General features: G+C 60.9%; 22 protein-coding genes and 1 pseudogene. 9 read left to right on the top strand and 14 right to left on the bottom strand.

Features of this window, described 5'->3' with window-relative positions:
• Positions 1-22: 22 nt before the first annotated feature.
• Positions 23-799, bottom strand: a complete 777-nt coding sequence (locus U5G49_RS12715) for a phosphodiester glycosidase family protein (RefSeq protein WP_193446621.1) — start codon at positions 797-799, stop codon at positions 23-25.
• A gap of 22 nt (positions 800-821) precedes the next feature.
• The gene (gene ubiA, locus U5G49_RS12710) at positions 822-1,736 is read right to left on the bottom strand and encodes a 4-hydroxybenzoate octaprenyltransferase (RefSeq protein WP_193446620.1); all 915 of its coding nucleotides are present in this window, start codon (positions 1,734-1,736) and stop codon (positions 822-824) included.
• Between the two features lie 217 nt (positions 1,737-1,953).
• Here ubiA and U5G49_RS12705 point away from each other — a divergent pair, with 217 nt between their 5' ends.
• On the top strand, positions 1,954-2,337 hold the full coding sequence (locus U5G49_RS12705; protein WP_047621102.1) for a VOC family protein: 384 nt from the start codon (positions 1,954-1,956) through the stop codon (positions 2,335-2,337).
• A gap of 41 nt (positions 2,338-2,378) precedes the next feature.
• On the opposite strand, the gene U5G49_RS12700 is transcribed toward U5G49_RS12705, so the two are convergent.
• Entirely contained in the window at positions 2,379-3,209 is an 831-nt protein-coding gene (locus U5G49_RS12700) for a class I SAM-dependent methyltransferase (protein WP_130729136.1), read from the bottom strand.
• A 132-nt stretch (positions 3,210-3,341) separates the two neighbouring features.
• On the opposite strand from U5G49_RS12700, the gene U5G49_RS12695 reads away from it, so the two are divergent.
• Positions 3,342-3,932, top strand: coding sequence for a TetR/AcrR family transcriptional regulator (locus U5G49_RS12695; RefSeq protein ID WP_193446619.1), 591 nt, complete (start codon positions 3,342-3,344; stop codon positions 3,930-3,932).
• 96 nt (positions 3,933-4,028) lie between these two features.
• On the opposite strand, the gene U5G49_RS12690 is transcribed toward U5G49_RS12695, so the two are convergent.
• Positions 4,029-4,202 carry a hypothetical protein gene (locus U5G49_RS12690; protein WP_018242568.1) on the bottom strand — a complete coding sequence of 58 codons (174 nt, stop codon included), beginning with the start codon at positions 4,200-4,202 and terminating at the stop codon, positions 4,029-4,031.
• Positions 4,203-4,447: 245 nt separating this feature from the next.
• Positions 4,448-5,659 (bottom strand): argininosuccinate synthase, encoded by a 1,212-nt coding sequence (locus U5G49_RS12685; RefSeq protein ID WP_018242567.1) that lies wholly within the window; start codon positions 5,657-5,659, stop codon positions 4,448-4,450.
• A 124-nt stretch (positions 5,660-5,783) separates the two neighbouring features.
• Between U5G49_RS12685 and U5G49_RS12680 the strand changes: the two genes are divergently transcribed.
• A complete protein-coding gene (locus U5G49_RS12680; protein ID WP_018242566.1) occupies positions 5,784-6,251 on the top strand; it encodes an Lrp/AsnC family transcriptional regulator in 468 nt (155 codons plus the stop codon).
• A gap of 17 nt (positions 6,252-6,268) precedes the next feature.
• Here the strand turns inward: U5G49_RS12680 and U5G49_RS12675 are convergent, their stop codons facing one another.
• The gene (locus U5G49_RS12675; RefSeq protein WP_193446618.1) at positions 6,269-6,637 is read right to left on the bottom strand and encodes a hypothetical protein; all 369 of its coding nucleotides are present in this window, start codon (positions 6,635-6,637) and stop codon (positions 6,269-6,271) included.
• 124 nt (positions 6,638-6,761) lie between these two features.
• On the opposite strand from U5G49_RS12675, the gene U5G49_RS12670 reads away from it, so the two are divergent.
• The gene (locus U5G49_RS12670; protein ID WP_130729134.1) at positions 6,762-7,196 is read left to right on the top strand and encodes a MarR family winged helix-turn-helix transcriptional regulator; all 435 of its coding nucleotides are present in this window, start codon (positions 6,762-6,764) and stop codon (positions 7,194-7,196) included.
• A gap of 118 nt (positions 7,197-7,314) precedes the next feature.
• Complete coding sequence (locus U5G49_RS12665; protein ID WP_193446617.1) at positions 7,315-8,190, top strand: bifunctional helix-turn-helix transcriptional regulator/GNAT family N-acetyltransferase; 876 nt, start codon at positions 7,315-7,317, stop codon at positions 8,188-8,190.
• A 261-nt stretch (positions 8,191-8,451) separates the two neighbouring features.
• On the opposite strand, the gene U5G49_RS12660 is transcribed toward U5G49_RS12665, so the two are convergent.
• Positions 8,452-9,483: an aldo/keto reductase gene (locus tag U5G49_RS12660; RefSeq protein WP_130716915.1), complete on the bottom strand. Its 1,032-nt coding sequence runs from the start codon at positions 9,481-9,483 to the stop codon at positions 8,452-8,454.
• A 130-nt stretch (positions 9,484-9,613) separates the two neighbouring features.
• On the opposite strand from U5G49_RS12660, the gene U5G49_RS12655 reads away from it, so the two are divergent.
• Complete coding sequence (locus U5G49_RS12655; RefSeq protein WP_130729132.1) at positions 9,614-10,234, top strand: TetR/AcrR family transcriptional regulator; 621 nt, start codon at positions 9,614-9,616, stop codon at positions 10,232-10,234.
• A 69-nt stretch (positions 10,235-10,303) separates the two neighbouring features.
• On the opposite strand, the gene U5G49_RS12650 is transcribed toward U5G49_RS12655, so the two are convergent.
• Positions 10,304-10,957 (bottom strand): O-methyltransferase, encoded by a 654-nt coding sequence (locus U5G49_RS12650; protein WP_018516424.1) that lies wholly within the window; start codon positions 10,955-10,957, stop codon positions 10,304-10,306.
• An 88-nt stretch (positions 10,958-11,045) separates the two neighbouring features.
• Between U5G49_RS12650 and U5G49_RS12645 the strand changes: the two genes are divergently transcribed.
• Entirely contained in the window at positions 11,046-11,690 is a 645-nt protein-coding gene (locus U5G49_RS12645; protein WP_193446616.1) for a TetR family transcriptional regulator, read from the top strand.
• Positions 11,691-11,848: 158 nt separating this feature from the next.
• Here the strand turns inward: U5G49_RS12645 and U5G49_RS12640 are convergent, their stop codons facing one another.
• Together U5G49_RS12640 and U5G49_RS12635 are read right to left on the bottom strand one after the other, a co-directional pair.
• On the bottom strand, positions 11,849-12,052 hold the full coding sequence (locus tag U5G49_RS12640; RefSeq protein WP_047621227.1) for a hypothetical protein: 204 nt from the start codon (positions 12,050-12,052) through the stop codon (positions 11,849-11,851).
• A 280-nt stretch (positions 12,053-12,332) separates the two neighbouring features.
• Positions 12,333-12,974: a dihydrofolate reductase family protein gene (locus U5G49_RS12635; protein ID WP_193446615.1), complete on the bottom strand. Its 642-nt coding sequence runs from the start codon at positions 12,972-12,974 to the stop codon at positions 12,333-12,335.
• 89 nt (positions 12,975-13,063) lie between these two features.
• Here U5G49_RS12635 and U5G49_RS12630 point away from each other — a divergent pair, with 89 nt between their 5' ends.
• On the top strand, positions 13,064-13,585 hold the full coding sequence (locus U5G49_RS12630) for a winged helix-turn-helix transcriptional regulator (RefSeq protein ID WP_018242555.1): 522 nt from the start codon (positions 13,064-13,066) through the stop codon (positions 13,583-13,585).
• A 25-nt stretch (positions 13,586-13,610) separates the two neighbouring features.
• Here U5G49_RS12630 and U5G49_RS12625 read toward each other — a convergent pair whose 3' ends face one another.
• From U5G49_RS12625 to U5G49_RS12615, 3 genes and pseudogenes are all read right to left on the bottom strand, one after another.
• On the bottom strand, positions 13,611-14,414 hold the full coding sequence (locus U5G49_RS12625; RefSeq protein WP_193446614.1) for an ABC transporter permease: 804 nt from the start codon (positions 14,412-14,414) through the stop codon (positions 13,611-13,613).
• Positions 14,415-14,416: 2 nt separating this feature from the next.
• On the bottom strand, positions 14,417-15,217 hold the full coding sequence (locus U5G49_RS12620) for an ABC transporter permease (protein WP_193446613.1): 801 nt from the start codon (positions 15,215-15,217) through the stop codon (positions 14,417-14,419).
• Positions 15,214-16,232: pseudogene (locus U5G49_RS12615) on the bottom strand (ABC transporter ATP-binding protein). The gene U5G49_RS12620 and the pseudogene U5G49_RS12615 overlap by 4 nt, the downstream one beginning before the upstream one ends.
• A 157-nt stretch (positions 16,233-16,389) precedes the next feature.
• On the opposite strand from U5G49_RS12615, the gene U5G49_RS12610 reads away from it, so the two are divergent.
• Complete coding sequence (locus U5G49_RS12610; protein ID WP_193446612.1) at positions 16,390-16,932, top strand: NADPH-dependent FMN reductase; 543 nt, start codon at positions 16,390-16,392, stop codon at positions 16,930-16,932.
• 14 nt (positions 16,933-16,946) lie between these two features.
• On the opposite strand, the gene U5G49_RS12605 is transcribed toward U5G49_RS12610, so the two are convergent.
• Positions 16,947-17,093: a hypothetical protein gene (locus tag U5G49_RS12605; protein ID WP_193446611.1), complete on the bottom strand. Its 147-nt coding sequence runs from the start codon at positions 17,091-17,093 to the stop codon at positions 16,947-16,949.
• Positions 17,094-17,161: the final 68 nt, after the last annotated feature.

The following is a 17,161-nucleotide window of genomic DNA, read 5'->3' as shown; positions in this document are numbered from 1 at the left end:
CCTTTGGCCAAATGCGAGTGCGCTACTCGACAAGCCCAAAGATAGGGCCGTAGCCGCCGTGCCAGGACCAGTCGTTGCGGCCCATTGCCGGATTGTAAAGTCCGACGCCTCGTCCGCCGTCGAGAAATAAGGCATCCGCGCATTTCAGGTGGTCGCGGAAGAGCCGTGCGAAATCGTGGAAGTTCACACCGTCTTCGCTGATCGCGAAACGAACCGCGCCGCGCTCGCAGGTTCCGACACCGCTGCGGCGGGTCCGGTCTGTCGAGCCGACGATGAGGATCGGGTTCAGCTTGTTGGCGATGACAAGCATTGGGCCGGATTGGGTGGCGAACCGCGCCTTGGGCCGGCGTTTCAGAAATTCATCGGTCGGGAGTATTCCAGCACCTGCTTGACCCAGAAAGAACACGCCGTTCGGCTTCTTATAAAAATTCGGCACCTGACCCGAGGAGCTTTCGGCCTCTGTCATATTGGCGGGCTGCAATTCCCTGCCGTTCTCGACATAAAGTCCCATCGGCGAAAAATCGGCCCGATACATCCCGGCGTTGACGGCGAAAGTCAGCGTTCGCCCTTCGGCGCGAACGGCTTCGGCTAGGCTTGAAAAAGCGCGGTATGGCGCGCCATCGACGTTCTTCCAGAACAATTGCAGGTCGGCGTTGCCCGGTTCCAGAGTGCAAATGACGTATTTCGCCTCTTCGAAGCTTTCCTGCTCGCATGGTTGCGCATGCGCCTGATGCAGGGATGTCATCGTTGCTGCCAGCATGATGACGGCGGCGAGCACGCTGTGTTTGAGACAGGTCATTGGTGCTACGTCCTCGAGCTGCTCACCATGTGCCTGACAAAGCCGTGCAGGCGAGCAGCACCCCGGTCAGGATATTCGCCAGGAACAGGCGATAATTCATGTCCGGGCGGGCAAGATCGATCCGCCGGGTCTGCCAGGCAAGATGGACGGCGATCACCAGCATTCCGACAGCATAAGGCGGCGACATTTCCAACAGCCAGCCCCCGAGCGACCACGCGCCGACCGCCAGAGCATAGAATAGGCCGATAAAGGTCTTGCCGTGCCGGCCGAACAGAATTGCCGTCGATTTCAGGCCAAGACGGGTGTCATCCTTCAGATCGACATAGGCATAGATCGTATCATAGCCGATCTGCCAGGCGATGGCCCCGGCCCACATCAGCACGGCGCCGACAGGGATATGTCCGGCAGCCTCGGCCCATGCCATCAGCATCCCCCAATTGAACGCCGCGCCCAGGACGGCCTGCGGCCAGTGGGTGAAGCGCTTGCAGAGCGGATAGACAAAGACGAGCGGCAGCACATATATCGCGATGAGGCGGGTGTGAGGCGTCAGGAAAAACAGAAGCGAAGCTGCCAGTGCGAGTTCAACGGTCAGGAAGATAAAGGCCGGCAGCGTGGCGATCTCTCCGCTTGCCAAGGGCCGAAAGCGGGTCCGCTCGACATGGCCGTCAAACTTCCGATCAGCGATGTCGTTGACCGTGGAACCGGCGCTTCTCATCAGAAGAGCGCCGAGAGAGAAGATCGCCAATTGCCTGAGGTCTGGGAGACCGTGGGATGCTTGGATAAGGGCGGCCCAGCACGGGAAGAGCGTCAGCCATATTCCGACCGGGCGATCCAGCCGCGCCAACCGCGTATATGGCCGCCATGCGATGGGCAGCCGGCGATCCACCCAGTCGCCACGGTGGATATCGCTGAGATCGGGGCGGCTCAGAGTCGTCATGATGTGATCCAAATTTCCTGTCGCAAATAGCCGTGAAGCCTCAGGTTTTAGTCGCCATCGGCGTTGCCCGGAATAGGAATTTTTGCAGACTCGGCAATAACCGTCCGTTTGCGATTGGTCGCTGACCTTCTGCGGAAAACGCAGCTATATGTTCTTGTTGTGTTCACATGCTTGCGATATGAATTCTCCCGATCTTGGAGCAGCGAAAGGGAAGATCATGAGTGTCTACGCAACCGTCGGCGCAATCGATTCCGTCAAATCGAATGGCTTCTATGATGCGAGCTTGGCAACGATCGGATGGAGCAAACATCGAGAGTTTCCCGGGTGGAGCGCCTATTCCGAAGGCGGGAAGGGTGAAGGTTTCGTTCTATGGGTTTGCACGCCGTTCGACGGCGAACCGGCGAGCGCCGGAAATGGCTCGATGGTTGGTTTCATGGCCAAGTCACGCGCCGAGGTGGACGCTTTTTACGACGCTGCCATGACCAACGGCGGAACGGACGAGGGCGCGCCTGGTCTACGTCCGCACTACGGACCGAACTGGTATTCCGCTTACGTGCGTGACCCCGCCGGAAACAAGATTGCTGTCGTCTACGACGGCTGAGGCCAGCTCGATTGCCGTAACTCGACATCTCGGGGATTTCCCTATTTCCCGGCGAATATGACGTGGGGACCGGCGCCGCGACCCGGCGCATCCCTGGGGAGGCCGAAGAAGCGTTTTGCCATTTCGGTCGGACCGATATCCTCCAGGGATGTGAAGCCCAAGCTCAGCAATCGGTTCGCAAGGTCCTCGGGATCGAAGTGCGTCAGCCATGGCTCGCCGGCCGCGGCTGTGCGCGCTCCCATTTCCGCGGCGCGGGCACGGCGTTCGGGCGAATAGTTTTCGAGGGGTTCGCTATAGTCGAAGACGATGGATGCGCTCGGCAGGCCGACGACGAAGCGTAGCAAGGCAAAGACCGACGCCTCCCTGAGATAGGGCACGACGCCAAGCCAGATGAAGAAGGACGGCGTCACGGGCTCGAGGCCGGAATCGATGAGACGCGCTTTCAAATCCTCATGTTCGAAATCGACAGGAACGAATGTTGGTAGGCTCTGCGTCAGTCCGGTCTCGTCAAGCCGCATCTGCTTCCAGCTTTGCGTGGCGGGATGATCGACTTCGAAGACCTTCAGGCCGGCATGGGGATTGCGCAGCGCAAAGGTGTCGAGCCCGGCGCCGAGGATGACGGCTTGCCTGACTCCCCTTGTAAAGGAGAGGGCAAGGCAATCTTCGGCATATCGGCTTCGCGCCGCCATAAACAGGCGAAAGGATCGTGTAGAGGGGTCCTGGGCTTTCAGGTCTGCCTCGGCGCAGGCCTCCTCGCCGAGGATCCGGCGGGCATAGGGGTCTAAGAAGATGGCGCCGCCATCCACGCTCTGGTGCGCTGCTCGATAGGCGGCCGCGCCGATCGCGGTGCGGCTTGGTTCCGATGCTCGCATGAAAGCCTCTTTCTCTGTAAATCTGCCGCTGGCGCGGGCAGGAAGCTTGCCGGAACCCGAACCGCGGCGGATACCTTGTCATCGCGGGAAGGCTAGGGCATGATTTTAACGATGTAAAGATTAGATCGAGACATGGCCACGCACGACGGATCGACCCGCTACCATCATGGCAACCTACGCCCCACGCTGCTGTCCGTGGCGAGGGCGCTGCTGGAGGAGGGAGGCCCGGCTGCGCTGAGCATACGGGAGATCGGTCGCCGCTCCGGCGTCTCGGCTCCGGCGGCGTATCACTATTTCAACAGCCTGGATGCCATCGCGGCAGCACTCGCCGAACAAGGGTTTGTCGAACTCAGCGAAAGCATCGATGCCGCCCTAGCCGGTCCTCGGCGCAATCTGCTTGCCGGCGGCATCGCCTATGTCGCCTTTGCCCGCGCGAATCCCGGTCTCTACCGGCTGATGTTCGGGGAGGGTTTTCAGGCCTATTCCAAGGGAAACGAGGCAATACGCGCCCTGCGAATGCAGGTCTACCGGCAGATGAAGGACGACCTGGAAGAGCGCCTGACGCCCGAGGACGTGCCGAACGCCGCGCTCTTTCTCTGGTCTCTGACGCATGGCCTTGCCTTGCTGATGATAGACGGCCAGGTCGAACCCGGCGCCGATCCCGACGCAAAGGTCGAGGATATCCTGAAGCTCGCCGGCATGGGGCTGCCTGCCGCGAGATAAGCTGTCGACGCGCTCGGCTTCATCCATCTCCGCGTGGGCGATCCAGCCAGGATTGCTTCGATCCTATTGTCGACGGCGATGCGGCGACATTAATCCCTACCAGGCGGTACGGGCGGTGCCGAGCGCTGTTGTATGAGAGGATGAGACCTGGGCGACGTGCGCCTTGAGCGACACGACGCAGTTTCCCGGAAAGCTGAGATTGTGCAACGTCAAGTGTTTCAGCAATGTCTCCGCATCGCGCTTTTCGGTTAGCGGAAATGTCACAGTCATGTGAGTTCTCCAACGAATAAACTGAGCATCCGAAAAAATTAATGTCTAAATTCTTGTGCGCCGCAACAAGAAAATTTTAACGATAAAATTAAAATCGATTAGCTTGCCGAGCTGCTTTTTTAAAATCGTTTGAAATTGGATTCGCGCTTCTCCGTGGATGCCTTGACTGCCCGGTCAGCCACGAAAGGAAGGTGCCGTCAATGGGGGCATTAGTCGTGAGCGTTAGTGCGCTGAAGATCGAGCGGTCATCTGCTGTTGCGGGCCGCCCAGCTCCTGAGCCGCAATCCGTTGAGCCTGATGAAGCCTTCGGCATCATGATGATCGTAGGCGATGGCGCTTTCCTCGAAGGTGACGAGGTCGGCGGAGTAGAGTGACAAGGGGGAGGTGCGCGAGATGACCGAAGCGCTTCCCTTGTAGAGCCTTACCATCACTTCGCCGCTGACGAAGGTTTGGCTTTGGTCGATCAAGGCTTGCAGCATTTCCCGCTCGGGCGCGAACCAGAAGCCGTTATAGATCAGCTCGGCGTAGCGGGGCATGATCTCGTCCTTTAGATGCGCTGCGGCACGATCGAGCGTGATCGATTCAATGCCGCGATGCGCAGCGAGCAGGATCGTCCCTCCCGGCGTTTCGTAAATTCCCCTCGACTTCATGCCGATGAAACGGTTTTCGACCAGATCGAGCCGCCCGATGCCATGCCGGCCGCCCAGTCCATTGAGTTCGGTCAGCAATGCGGCCGGTGTCATGGACTTGCCGTTCACCGAAACCGGATCGCCCCTCTCGAAACCGATGGTGATGATCTCGGGCGTGTCGGGAGCGTCGACGGGATCGACCGTGCGCTGATACACATGATCGGGCACGACCTCCGCCGGATTTTCGAGAATCTTGCCCTCGGTCGAGGTATGCAGCAGGTTGGCGTCGATCGAGAACGGCGCCTCGCCGCGCTTGTCACTCGGCACCGGGATATGATGCTTCTCGGCATATTCCAGAAGCTGCATGCGGGAGCGGATGTTCCATTGGCGCCATGGAGCAATGATCTTAATCGACGGGTCGAGCGCATTGACGGCCAGCTCGAACCGGACCTGATCATTGCCCTTGCCTGTCGCACCGTGGGCAACTGCATGCGCGCCAACCTCCCGGGCTATGCCGACCAGATGCTTGGCAATTAGCGGCCGTGCGATGGAACTGCCCAGCAGATATTGCCCCTCATAGAGCGCGTTCGCCCGCAGCATTGGAAAGACGAAATCGCTGACGAACTCCTCACGCAGATCAACGATACGGATGTCCTTGACCCCTGACATCTCCGCTTTGGCGCGTGCCGGCTCGAGCTCCTCGCCCTGGCCGAGATCGGCGGTGAAAGTCACCACCTCGCATCCGTAGGTTTCCTGCAACCATTTGAGGATGATCGAGGTATCCAGCCCGCCCGAATAAGAAAGCACAATTTTTTCTATTTTCGTCATTTACCCATCTCCATCTCAATGCTGGAACGATAGGCCAAGTCCTGCGCAATGAGCTTGCGAAGCATCCGTAAAATTGCGAAAGTTTGGCATATTATGCCATTGTGGAATCAATCGGAGCTATAAAATGCCAGTCATCCTGGACCCGATCGACCGTCATATCCTGCGCGTGCTTCAGCGTGACGGACGTATTTCGAACGTCGATCTGGCGAAGGAGGTAGGCCTATCGCCTTCGCCCTGCCTGCGTCGCGTCCGGCTGCTGGAAGAGGCCGGAATCATCGATCGCTACGTCGCCGTGCTGGATCCTGCAAAGGTCGGGGCGGGGCTGACGGTTTTTGCTCGCGTGTGGTTCAAGACCCAGGACGCCGAGGTGACGCTCCGGTTCGCCGAAGCCGTCAGGCGGTTTCCCGAGGTGATGGAATGCTACCTGACGACAGGGGAATGCGATGCCGTGCTTCGGATTGTCACCGCCGACCTGCACAGCTACTGGCGTTTTCAGGCCGATCACCTGACGCGCATCCCGAGCGTCCTCAGCGTCAAGACCGACGTGCCGATGGAAACGCTGAAGCGAAGCTTCGAGCTGCCGTTGGGATAGGCGTCGTGGCTTGATCCCTATCCTAGGGGAGAGGCGTTCCGGTTCCTTGCCAGCCAGGCGAGGCTGGTGACCAGGAGCAGGATCATCACGGCATGGGTTATATAGTCGAGCGTGGTTCGCGGGCCGACGCCGACGGCGATGGTGAAGGCGCCAACGAGGGTGCCGAGGAGGGCGAAGGACTGGGCCGAGATCGCAGCCATTCGGCTCCACGGTCGGTCAAGATTGAGCGAGATCAGGCCGAGGAGAAGGACGGCTGATATCACCGCTTCGGCGATCATCGCCTGCCGATGTTCGTGGCCTTCGAGGACGAACCCGGCATGGGTGAGGGAGGCAACGGCATAAAGACAGGTTTCGATCAGGAAGAGGATCGCGATGGCTGAACGCATGGCATGGCTCCTTAGCAAGGTGGAAGCGCAATGGGCTTTCCGGGGGAAGTCGCCAATAAGATTTGATTGATACGATAATTTGAGTAATAAAACTACTTTTCAAGTGCGCTTACGAGGATATTTGATGCCTTCCGCCCCCGACCGTCATGCCAGAGCCGCCGCCTCGGTGTGGCGGATGATGTTCGATCTGTTGATGAAATCGGCGCCGCAGCGGCTGGAAAGCCTTCAGAGAAGGGGGCTGACGCCAAACGATTCCAGGGCGCTGTTCACTTTGCACGACGAGGGGGAGCCGATCAGCGCGCTTGCCCGCCGATGGGGGTGCGACGCCTCGACCGCGACGTGGCTGGTCGATCGACTGGAGCGGGCGGGCCTTGCCGAACGGGTGACGCCGGCACGCGACCGCCGCGTCAAGTTGGTGCGACTGACCGGGAAGGGTGCGGCCACCAAGGACGAGCTGTTGACGGAGCATTATCGCCCGCCGGCCGAACTTCGGCACCTTTCGGCCGGAGAGCTCGAAGAGCTGGCCAGGCTGCTTGCCAAGACCGAAGGAGAGGGGTGACGGGGTTTTCGGGACCGATTGCCGTTTCCCGTGCTCTGGACGATCGCATAGAGATGAGGGCTGTTCATTGGAGTGCTTTGAATTGACAGGATCAATTATCTGACTAAAGTCAGACAATATGACTTGCGATCCTATCTCTCGTGTCCGTCGCTTCAACCGTGCCGTCACCTCCGAAGTCGGCGCTCTCGATACGTCTTTTCTCGGACGCGGCCGTCCGCTGGGTGCTGCGCGCGTCCTCAATTCGATCGGCCGGGGGCAATCGGATGTTGCGGTGATCCGCGATTATCTCGGTCTCGACTCTGGCTTGATGAGCCGTCTGCTGCGCAGTCTGGAAGAGGAGGGGCTCATCGAGACGGTGTCGAACGCTCAGGACGCGCGTCGCCGCGTTGCCAGGCTGACTGAAACCGGCCGTTCCGAGTTTCAGGCTTATGAAGCGCTTTCCAATGCGCAGGCGAAATCGCTTCTGGCGCGCCATCGTCGCCCGGACGAACTGCTGCGCGCCATGGATATCGTCGCTTCCTCGCTGAGACGTGAGCAGATCGTGCTCGAGGAGAAAGACCCTCGGCACGAGGACGCCAGCTATTGTCTTAACGAATACTACGGCGAACTTGCACGCCGCTTCGAGAAGGGTTTCGATGTGGCGCTTTCTCGCGATCCCGACGCCAAGGATATGATCCGTCCGCACGGTGCGTTCCTGGTGGCCATGTCGGATGGCCTGCCGATCGGCTGTGTCGGGCTGAAGGGCAATGGCGGTGAAGTCGCGGAGATCAAAAGGCTCTGGGTCGCCCCATCCGCGCGTGGCCTTGAGCTCGCAACGCGCCTTATGACGGCCGCCGAGAACATCGCGCGCGAGCTGTCCATCAAGCTCCTGCGTCTGGATACGAATAGCGCTCTGCCCGAGGCAACACGGCTTTATCGCGGAACTGGCTGGAGCGAGATCGACCGTTTCAATGATGACCCATACCCGGACACGTTCTTTGAGAAGCGCCTTTAAGCGAAGGTCACTTTGTGCTGCCCAAATGTCGATCGTGCGAACATCCGTGTTTTTGGCCCTTCGGCAATTTGAAACGGAACACCAGTCAAGGTGATAGCAGATGTTCCCCATTCTCCTCCCTCCTTCCTGTCGCGAGCACAGGAAGGAGGGAGGAAGGCGCCGCTGCCTGGCCCTTCGCATGGCTCAGGGCGTTCGGCTCTGCGATCGATTCACTGGATCGATCGCTCCTGCTTCGCAGGACCGGGCCTCGCCCCCTGAGGATCAGGCGGCGAAGCGCTCTGTTATCGGGCGGCGGCGCAGGTTGGGCTGCGTTACCGCAGGCGGGTTGTAGGCTGCCTCCAGCGGGCCGGTGTCGGTGCCGGGCGGGACGATCGCGTCGATCCGGTCGAGGATTTCGTCCGTCAGGCTCACCCCGGCGCCGGCAAGCAGATCGTCGAAGTGCTCCATCGTGCGCGGGCCGATGATTGCCGAGGTGACGGCGGGATGGGCGATAGCGAAGGCCATCGCCATGTGTGCCAGCGAAAGCCCTGCCTGCTGCGCGAGCGGGATGAGCCGTTCGACCGCGTCCAGCCGGCGCTCGTCGTTCATCTGCCTGGGGAAGCGTTTGGCGCGGGCGCTTTCGGGTTGCGGTGCACCCTTGCGATACTTGCCGGTGAGCATGCCCATCGCCAGCGGGCTCCACACCATCGCACCCATTCCGTAACGCTCGCAGGCGGGCAGAACCTCGCGTTCGATACCGCGGTTGAGGATCGAATAGGGCGGCTGCTCGACGCGGAAGCGGGCCAGCCCGCGGCGCTCGGAAACCCATTGCGCCTCGACGATTTCCGAAACGGGAAAGGTCGACGATCCCAGCGCCCGCACCTTTCCCGCCCGCATGAGGTCGGTGAGTGCAGACAGCGTCTCCTCGATGTCGGTATCGGGGGCTGGCCGGTGGATCAGGTAGAGATCGATATGGTCGGTCTGCAGGCGGCGGAGCGAATCCTCGACCGCGCGAGTCAGCCAGCGGCGTGAATTGCCCTGCCGGTTCGGGTCGTCGCCCATCGGCAGATGCGCCTTGGTGGCGAGCACAACGTCGTCGCGCCGTCCCTTGAGCGCCTTGCCGACGATCTCCTCGGATTCGCCGCGGCTGTAGATATCGGCGGTGTCGATGAAGTTTATGCCGGCATCGAGCGCCTTGTGGATGATCCGGATCGAATCCTCGTGGTCGGGATTGCCAGCGGCGCCGAACATCATCGCGCCGAGGCAATAGGGGCTGACCTTGATGCCGGTTCTTCCAAGCGTGCGGTATTGCATGGTCTGTTCCTTTTATTGGGGAGGCGGACTTCGTGCGCGTCGATGTGGCCAACACCGTCACGCCATGTTACATAAGCGGAACCGCATTCCGTTTATATACGGAACAATGTTCCGTTTCGCAAGTGAGTGAATGATGAGCGACGAGAGAAAAGAGCAGGAGGACGGCCGGCGAGCTGGGGAAAGAGCGGAGAAGCCCGTGCGCGCCGACGCCAAACGCAATCTCGACGGACTGCTTCAGGCGGCAATGGCGGTATTTGCGACCTCTGGCGTCGACGCCCCAGTGCGCGAGATTGCGGAGAAGGCCGGCGTCGGCATCGGCACCGTCTACCGGCATTTCCCCGAGCGTTCCGATCTTGTCGTCGCTGTCTTCCGCCGCGAAATCGATGCCTGCGCCGACGCCGCGCCGATCCTTGCAGCCGAACATGCGCCGGGCGAGGCACTGGCCAGATGGATGCAGCGGTTCGTGGATTTCATCGCGGCCAAGCGCGGGCTTGCGGCGGCCCTGCACTCCGGCAACCCGGCCTTCGATCCCTTACCCGCCTACTTCCAGCAGCGACTGCATCCCGCCCTTCGCTCGCTTCTCGACGCCGCCGCTGCCGCCGGCGAGGTGCGCACCGATATCGCTGCCGAGGATCTTCTGAATGCGGCTGCGAGCCTCAGCATGCACGCCTACGCCCAAGGGCCTGAACATGCCCGGCTCATGGTTTCCCTGCTGGTCGATGGGCTGCGCTACGGCGCGGTTCCGAGATGAAGATGCGCCGATGAAACGGGCTGTCGCCCGCCGCCGCTATGCGTTGGGGCGGGCGACAGCCTGGGATCATCAGGTCCGCATCGACAGCTCAATATCTTCTTCGAATGGCGTCGAGAGGTAGCCGGCTGCGGGCGAGCGTACGCGGGCGAGGTATTCCGGGCAGAGGTCGGCATTGTCGGCGACGATAAGGGCGCCTGGCCTCAGGCGGTCTTCGACCAGTTCCAGGATATCGCGATAGAGCGCCTTGGCGCCATCGAGGAAGAGCAGGTCGATCGTCTCCGGGAGATCGGTGCTCAGGGTCTTAAGGGCATCGCCTTCGCGGATCTCGACGAGGTCGATGAGGCCGCCCGCCGTCAGGTTGGCGCGGGCGCGGACCAGCTTCGACGGCTCGAACTCGCTGGTGATCAGCCGGCCGCCGCCATTGTCGCGCAGCGCGGCTGCGAGATGGAGGGTCGAGATGCCGAAGGATGTGCCGAATTCGACGATCGTACGTGCGCGGCTGCTTCGCGCCAGCATGTAGAGCAGCGCGCCGGCCTCCCTGGAGACGGGAAGCCAGAGATCCCTGAGGCGCCCGTAAAGGTCGAGATATTCGGTCTTGCTGCCGATCAGGCGCATTCGCTCATCACCTGACAGGGCCGACATTGCCGGGCTCGTCGCCGTGGCGGCCTCTTCGAATAGGCCATCGAGCAGGGGCGCCAGCGGGGCGGTGGTCAGTGTCGTCATGTCATATCTCCTTGGTGACAGGTTCTTGTGTGGAGTGAAAAATACGAGTAATTCGTCGCATCTGCTATTCGCATTGCGGAGCGCTGCCATGACCGATCGCCCAAGAGCCCGGATTTCCTCGCGAAAACAGCCCAAGCAGGCCCGCTCGGCGGAACTCGTGGCGGCGATCCTGGATGCCGCTGCTCAGGTTTTGGCGCGGGAAGGCGCGCAACGCTTCACCACGGCGCGGGTGGCCGAAAGGGCGGGCGTCAGCATCGGATCGCTCTACCAGTATTTCCCCAACAAGGCGGCGATCCTCTTCCGGCTGCAGAGCGACGAATGGCGGCAGACAACGGACATGCTCGGCGGCATCCTCGCCGATGCGCAAAGGCCGCCGCTCGAACGGCTACGCCGCCTCGTCCATGCCTTCCTCCGCTCGGAGTGCGAGGAGGCGGCGATGCGCGTGGCGCTCCATGACGCAGCATCCCTTTATCGCGATGCGCCGGAGGCGCAGGCGGCGAGGGCATCGGGGGACCGCATCGTCGAGCTATTCATGCAGGAGACTTTACCCTACGCGCCGGAGGCGACCCGGACCCTTGCCGGCGACCTGATCACCACGACGCTCGGCACGGTGGGCAAGCAGTTCTCGGAGGCACCCCGAAGCGCTGCCGAGATCGACGCCTATGCCGACGCCATGGCCGATATGTTCTGTGCCTACCTCGAACAGCTTGGGGCTGGCCGGGACGGGGCATGATGTTCCGGCTGCGCTCCATTGGGCCCGGTGCTCCCAACACCCTGGTACTCCGGGGCGCTGGCGCGAGGTGGCGGTGTGAGGGGATGGCAAGCGAAAGCGCTGCATTCCAGCGCCTGTCATCGCAGAATGCTATGGTGCCTCAATGGATGGAGTAGGTCCTACTGGTGGTCCAGTTGCTTCGACAGCGCGGCAAAAAGCCTGTCGCAGTCGGTGTTCATCTGGACAAGATCGACGGCGACGGTGATGGCGTGGCGTCCTTCGATGCTGTCGATGTCGAGCTTCCTCTCGCAGCACCATTGCCGAACTGCATCGGTGACGATGGTTATTTCATCATCATTGAGCGAGATGAGCGACAGGAGCATCTTCGTACCCTCCATGAAGCGGCAAGAGCACCTATGGTCTCTCAAGCGGTCGTGTCGATGTTCCGATGGCGTTTACTCTACGCTCATTCCGCGGCAATGCCACGGCCATTTTGACACGGCTTGGTGACAGCCGAACGATCCCGGCAGGCGGCCGTGAGCGGGTCACCTGCCAGGATTGTTTGATCTTCTGCAATGGGATTTTCGTCTTGATGTTGCGGACGCCTTCGATGCGGCCGAGGTATTCCATCTGGACGCGCCTAGGATACCGACCGGGGCGCGTTTATTTCGCGAGCACGATATGCGTGGCGTATTCGGTTGCGACATGCTCGGCAACGCGGAAGCCGAGGGCCGGGAGGTCGATGCCCGTGAACATCGCTTCGCCCTTGCCGAGGACGACCGGCGAGATGGCGAAATGAAATTCGTCGATCAGGCCAGCCTGCAGATATTGGCGGACGGTGCTGACGCCGCCACCGATTTTCACGTCCTTGTCGCCGGCCGCAGCCACCGCCTTGTCAAGCGCTTCCTCGATGCCGCCGGTGACGAAGTGAAACGTCGTGCCGCCCTCCATGGCGATCGGTTCGCGGGGATAATGCGTCAGGATATAGGTCGGCGCGTGATAGGGCGGGTTCGGTCCCCACCAGCCTTTCCAGGCGTCATCCGGCCACTCGCCGCGGATGGGGCCGAACATGTTGCGCCCGAGAATGAAGGCGCCGAAATTGGCCATGCCGCGAGCCGCATAATCCTCGTCAACGCCTTCAGAACCGCCGTCCTTTCTGATCATCGCGCGGAAGGTGCGGGTGCGGAAAAACCATTCGAACATCTCCGTCCCCCGCTTGCCCAGCGGATCGCTCATGCTTTGCTCCGGCCCGGCGCCGAAACCATCTACGGAAAGGGAAAATGCTGCGACACGAACCTTGGGCATGCTCTCCTCCATATGATTGCAATTTGAAACTGGTTGCGTTGTCGCATAAGTGATCCTATATTGCAACCAGTTTTTAATAGGAGAATATCGTGGATATTGAACTGCGGTCGGGTTGCCCGATCAACCTGACGATGGAAGTGCTGGGCGACCGGTGGAGCCTCATCATCATCAGGGACATCATGTTTGGCAATCGCCGCCATTTCCGCGATCTTCTGACTCATTCGGAGGAGGGGATCGCCTCCAACATTCTCGCCGCCAGGCTGAAGCGTCTGCTTTCGCTAGGGTTCATCAGCAAGCGGGACGATCCGAGCCACAGTCAGAAAGCGATCTACAGCCTCCTGGAGCCGGCGATTCAGCTCGTTCCCGTCTTCGCCATGATCGGCGCTTGGGGGCGGCGCCATCTACCTGTGAGCGAGGAACTGAGCATCCGCGCGCAGCTTCTCGAAGAAGGCGGGCCGCCGCTCTGGGACGAGTTCATGGACGATCTCAGGCAGATCCACATCGTCGATCCGATCGGTGGCGCCAACGGAACATGCACCTCGCCCGTACTGGCGAAGCTGACGGCGGCATTCCTAGAGGTTCGCGCGAGATCGTTGTCACAGGCATTCTGAATATACAGGAAAGTAGTCAGCCCGATCAGCCTCCGGCGCCCTGGTATTTGCCTGTGGCGTAGCGCCAATGAGCGATTGCTATCAACACCCAAATTGGGCCGGCCACAAGAGATGCTGGCCCGGCCCAATTCCCGAGGATCGGGATGGGCTTGCCGAGCAGGGCGCCGACAGGGACGGAACTGGTCAGGGCGAGCGGAACCGCGGTTATGAGGATGGTTTGTATGCCGCCGGGGAAAATGTTGAGCGGGTAGCGCGTCAATTCCCAAAAGCCGAAGAAGATCGAGAACAGGTGGTTGGAGCGTACCCAGATCAGCGCCGTGGCGCCGATCATGGTAATAAGGGCAGCGGTCAGCAGCGTTGCGCTGATGAGCGCAGCAACGAGGAACGACACGGACCAGACCGACCAGGCGAAGTCGACGGACAGGACCGCCCAGCCCATCAGCACCACCGCGAGGATGACGTGGCCGGTATAGCCGATATTGAGGCCGGAAAAGACCAGATAGGCCCAGGGGCTGAAAGGCTTGACCAACAGTGTGTCGAAAGTGCCGAGCCGCACCAGTTCTTCGAGATCGCGCAGTTGCACGAAACTCATCGCGGCGCCGAGCGAATAAGCGAGCAGCTGGAAACTAAAGAGCAGGGCAAGCTCCGGCCAGGTCCAGCCTCCGAGCGTGTCGAAGCGGGCGAGCAGGATGCCGATGGTGGCGAAGACGCTGCCATAGGAAAGGATCTGCGCAAGACGGTCGAGCCAGAAGGCGCCGCGATATTCCATCTGGGAGCGGACATGCATCCGGACCAGCAGCGGAAGGACGCGCAGGTGACGAATGAGCACAATCAACCTCCCTGCACGGTGATGCGGCCGGAGGCCCGGCGCCACAGCCAGAGGACGCCGGCAAGGAACAACGCGGCCCAGGCAAGGCCTAGGCCGAAATGAAGCCAGACATCGGCCATGGAAAGCCTGCCGAGATAGACCGCATTGGGATAATAGACCACCCAGGCGAAGGGCAGGTGGCGGGCAATTGTGGCCAGCGGTTCGGGGAAGAACCAGAACGGTATCAGCAGGCCCGAGAATAATTGAAGCAGGGCGCCCAGGATCCAGTCCAGCGAGAAGCTCGTCATCAGCCAGAAGGCGACGAGGCCGAAGAGCGCCGACATCAGGAACAGCAGCGTAAAGGATAGCGCCCAGAAGGCGATGAACATCAGGCCATCGAACAGGCTTGCCGGCGGCAGCATGCCGTAAAACAACGCGGTGAAGGCGACGGTCGGAATGACCTGGCTCATCAGGCGATAACCAAAGCTGCCGCATTCGTTGGCGAAGAGATAGAGCGGATAGGATAAGGGCTTGAGCAGCCAGACTGCGACATCGCCCGTTTTGAGCGACCGGCCGATCTCGCCGATGATCCTTTCGGGGCGGGTTGCGCCCATCACAGCGCCGCCGAGCAGCGCATAGGTCACCATCTGCTGCAGGGAGACCCCGTCGACCACGATTGCGCCGACGCCGGCATAGGCCGCCTGCCAGATGGCGACACGCGCGAAAACCTGCACGAGTTTGCCGAAGATATTGGCCCATACTTCGTTGCGGTAGGCGAGTTGCGAATGGAAGGAACTGCGCGCGAAGGCGAAATAGGCGCTCATGATGCCCGGGCCTTGGCATTGCTACGCTGGTCGGCGTTGCGGCGCTGGTAGAAGGTGCGGATGACCTCTTCGATGTCGGGCTCGTGCAGCGCCACGTCCTTGAGGTCGCGCCCGCTGCCGACCTCCGACAGGATTGCGACCAGCGAGATGTCTTCACGCTCGATGAGATAGTTCTTGCGCAAGCCCTCGTCGCTGACGAGGGCCGCTGTGCGCAATGGGAGCGGTCCAGGGTCACTGGCAAATTCGAGTGTCAGCCGCCGGGCAGAGCCCAATGCCGCGCGCAGGCTCTTCAACTCGCCGTCGAAGATGAGCCTGCTGTGATCGACCATGATCAGCCGCGGGCAGATGGTCTCGATGTCCTGCAGGTCATGGGTGGTGAGAATGATGGTGACGCCGCGCTCGCGGTTAATTTCGGCGAGAAAGCGCCGAACCGCATCCTTGGCGACCACATCAAGACCGATGGTCGGTTCGTCCAGAAAGAGGATCTTGGGGTCGTGCAGCAGTGACATCACGATCTCGGCGCGCATGCGCTGACCGAGGCTGAGCTGGCGCACCGCGCGGTCGAGAAAGGGCGTCAACTCGAGCAATTCGCTGAATCGCCGGAGATTATCCGCATAACGCGCGACGGGGATATCATAGATGCGCTGGTGCAAGGTAAAACTGTCGACCAACGGCAGGTCCCACCACAGCTGGCTGCGTTGGCCGAAGACAACGCCGATCTCGCGCGCATTGTCCATCCGCTTGAGATGCGGCGTCCGGCCGAGCACCGAGAGCGTGCCGGCGCTCGGCACCAGGATGCCGGTCATCATCTTGATCATCGTGGATTTGCCGGCGCCATTGGGGCCGAGATAGCCCACAGCTTCGCCCGCCACGATGTCGAAACCGATGTCGGAAACGGCCAGGACTTCCGTATATTCGTTGGTCACCAACGTCTTCAGGGCGCCGAGCAGCCCGGAAATCGCTTGTGCTGCCGGAAGCGTTTGCTGACGCCCCGCGCCTCGATCAAAGCCGTCATGTGTGTTTCCTCGAGGGTAATTCCAGCCGATTCGGCAGCAGCATCCAGGCTAACGCGGGGTTCGGCCAGTTCAAGCAAAAGTCGCTTTTTTGGCGTTACTCAATCGAACCTGGCCTTTTGCGTTGACAGCCATGATCAATCGATTCCTGTTAGGATCATGAGGATTCTCGCAATATCCGGCAGCGCCCGGCTCAATTCCACCAATACGGCTATGCTGCGGGCGATCCGTGCCATAGCGCCCAGTGATATCGAGGTTTCGATCTTCGATGGCGTCGGACGGTTGCCGGTATTCTCGCCTGACCTCGAGGGAGAATCTCTACCGGAGGCGGTGCGGGATTTCATAGATGTGATCGCCAAGAGCGACGGGGTGATCATTGCCAGCCCGGAATATGTGCGATCCATCCCCGGCGGCCTCAAGAATGCGATCGACTGGCTCGTATCGGGAGATGAGATCGTCCATAAGCCGATCGCCTTGCTGCACGCCTCGCATCGAGGTGATGAGATGCTGGCGGGTCTTCGCACCGTTCTTGCGACCATCACCGACCGTTTCGCGGAGGATATCTTCCTCCGGCTCCCTTTAATGAAACTGGATCCAGCCGAGGTGCTTCGAAGCATCGAGACAGCGGAGAACCGTTCCAGAGTGCAGGCCTATCTCCACGCATTCTCGGCCTATTGCAGGGCAGACGCCGAGACTGCCTGAGGCTCGCCTCTCCATCATCGAACCTCCATCAGAAGGCCCCTCTCGAACGCCGATTTGTCGTGAAGCGTGTGCAGAATGACGAGTGGGGCAGCGAGCAGTGCAGCGAGGATGAAGGCGGAGAGGAAGTGTCTCGTCAGGAGACGAAGGATAGGTCGGATCATCTTGATCTCCAGCTGCCGCGAATATTCCTTGTGCTGGACCTCAACAATTGCAGCAGCATGACCGGCTG

This window comes from Rhizobium indigoferae, from assembly GCF_034554815.1.
Classification (GTDB): Bacteria; Pseudomonadota; Alphaproteobacteria; order Rhizobiales; family Rhizobiaceae; genus Rhizobium; species Rhizobium leguminosarum.
Note: the sequence above shows the minus strand (reverse complement) of the source record. Positions and strands in the feature narration are given on the sequence as shown.

Coding starts and splice junctions, on each gene's coding strand:
- U5G49_RS12715 (WP_193446621.1), bottom strand. CDS start 799: ATGACCTGTCTCAAACACAGCGTGCTCGCCGCCGTCATCATGCTGGCA.
- ubiA (WP_193446620.1), bottom strand. CDS start 1,736: ATGACGACTCTGAGCCGCCCCGATCTCAGCGATATCCACCGTGGCGAC.
- U5G49_RS12705 (WP_047621102.1), top strand. CDS start 1,954: ATGAGTGTCTACGCAACCGTCGGCGCAATCGATTCCGTCAAATCGAAT.
- U5G49_RS12700 (WP_130729136.1), bottom strand. CDS start 3,209: ATGCGAGCATCGGAACCAAGCCGCACCGCGATCGGCGCGGCCGCCTAT.
- U5G49_RS12695 (WP_193446619.1), top strand. CDS start 3,342: ATGGCCACGCACGACGGATCGACCCGCTACCATCATGGCAACCTACGC.
- U5G49_RS12690 (WP_018242568.1), bottom strand. CDS start 4,202: ATGACTGTGACATTTCCGCTAACCGAAAAGCGCGATGCGGAGACATTG.
- U5G49_RS12685 (WP_018242567.1), bottom strand. CDS start 5,659: ATGACGAAAATAGAAAAAATTGTGCTTTCTTATTCGGGCGGGCTGGAT.
- U5G49_RS12680 (WP_018242566.1), top strand. CDS start 5,784: ATGCCAGTCATCCTGGACCCGATCGACCGTCATATCCTGCGCGTGCTT.
- U5G49_RS12675 (WP_193446618.1), bottom strand. CDS start 6,637: ATGCGTTCAGCCATCGCGATCCTCTTCCTGATCGAAACCTGTCTTTAT.
- U5G49_RS12670 (WP_130729134.1), top strand. CDS start 6,762: ATGCCTTCCGCCCCCGACCGTCATGCCAGAGCCGCCGCCTCGGTGTGG.
- U5G49_RS12665 (WP_193446617.1), top strand. CDS start 7,315: ATGACTTGCGATCCTATCTCTCGTGTCCGTCGCTTCAACCGTGCCGTC.
- U5G49_RS12660 (WP_130716915.1), bottom strand. CDS start 9,483: ATGCAATACCGCACGCTTGGAAGAACCGGCATCAAGGTCAGCCCCTAT.
- U5G49_RS12655 (WP_130729132.1), top strand. CDS start 9,614: ATGATGAGCGACGAGAGAAAAGAGCAGGAGGACGGCCGGCGAGCTGGG.
- U5G49_RS12650 (WP_018516424.1), bottom strand. CDS start 10,957: ATGACGACACTGACCACCGCCCCGCTGGCGCCCCTGCTCGATGGCCTA.
- U5G49_RS12645 (WP_193446616.1), top strand. CDS start 11,046: ATGACCGATCGCCCAAGAGCCCGGATTTCCTCGCGAAAACAGCCCAAG.
- U5G49_RS12640 (WP_047621227.1), bottom strand. CDS start 12,052: ATGCTCCTGTCGCTCATCTCGCTCAATGATGATGAAATAACCATCGTC.
- U5G49_RS12635 (WP_193446615.1), bottom strand. CDS start 12,974: ATGCCCAAGGTTCGTGTCGCAGCATTTTCCCTTTCCGTAGATGGTTTC.
- U5G49_RS12620 (WP_193446613.1), bottom strand. CDS start 15,217: ATGAGCGCCTATTTCGCCTTCGCGCGCAGTTCCTTCCATTCGCAACTC.
- U5G49_RS12610 (WP_193446612.1), top strand. CDS start 16,390: ATGAGGATTCTCGCAATATCCGGCAGCGCCCGGCTCAATTCCACCAAT.
- U5G49_RS12605 (WP_193446611.1), bottom strand. CDS start 17,093: ATGATCCGACCTATCCTTCGTCTCCTGACGAGACACTTCCTCTCCGCC.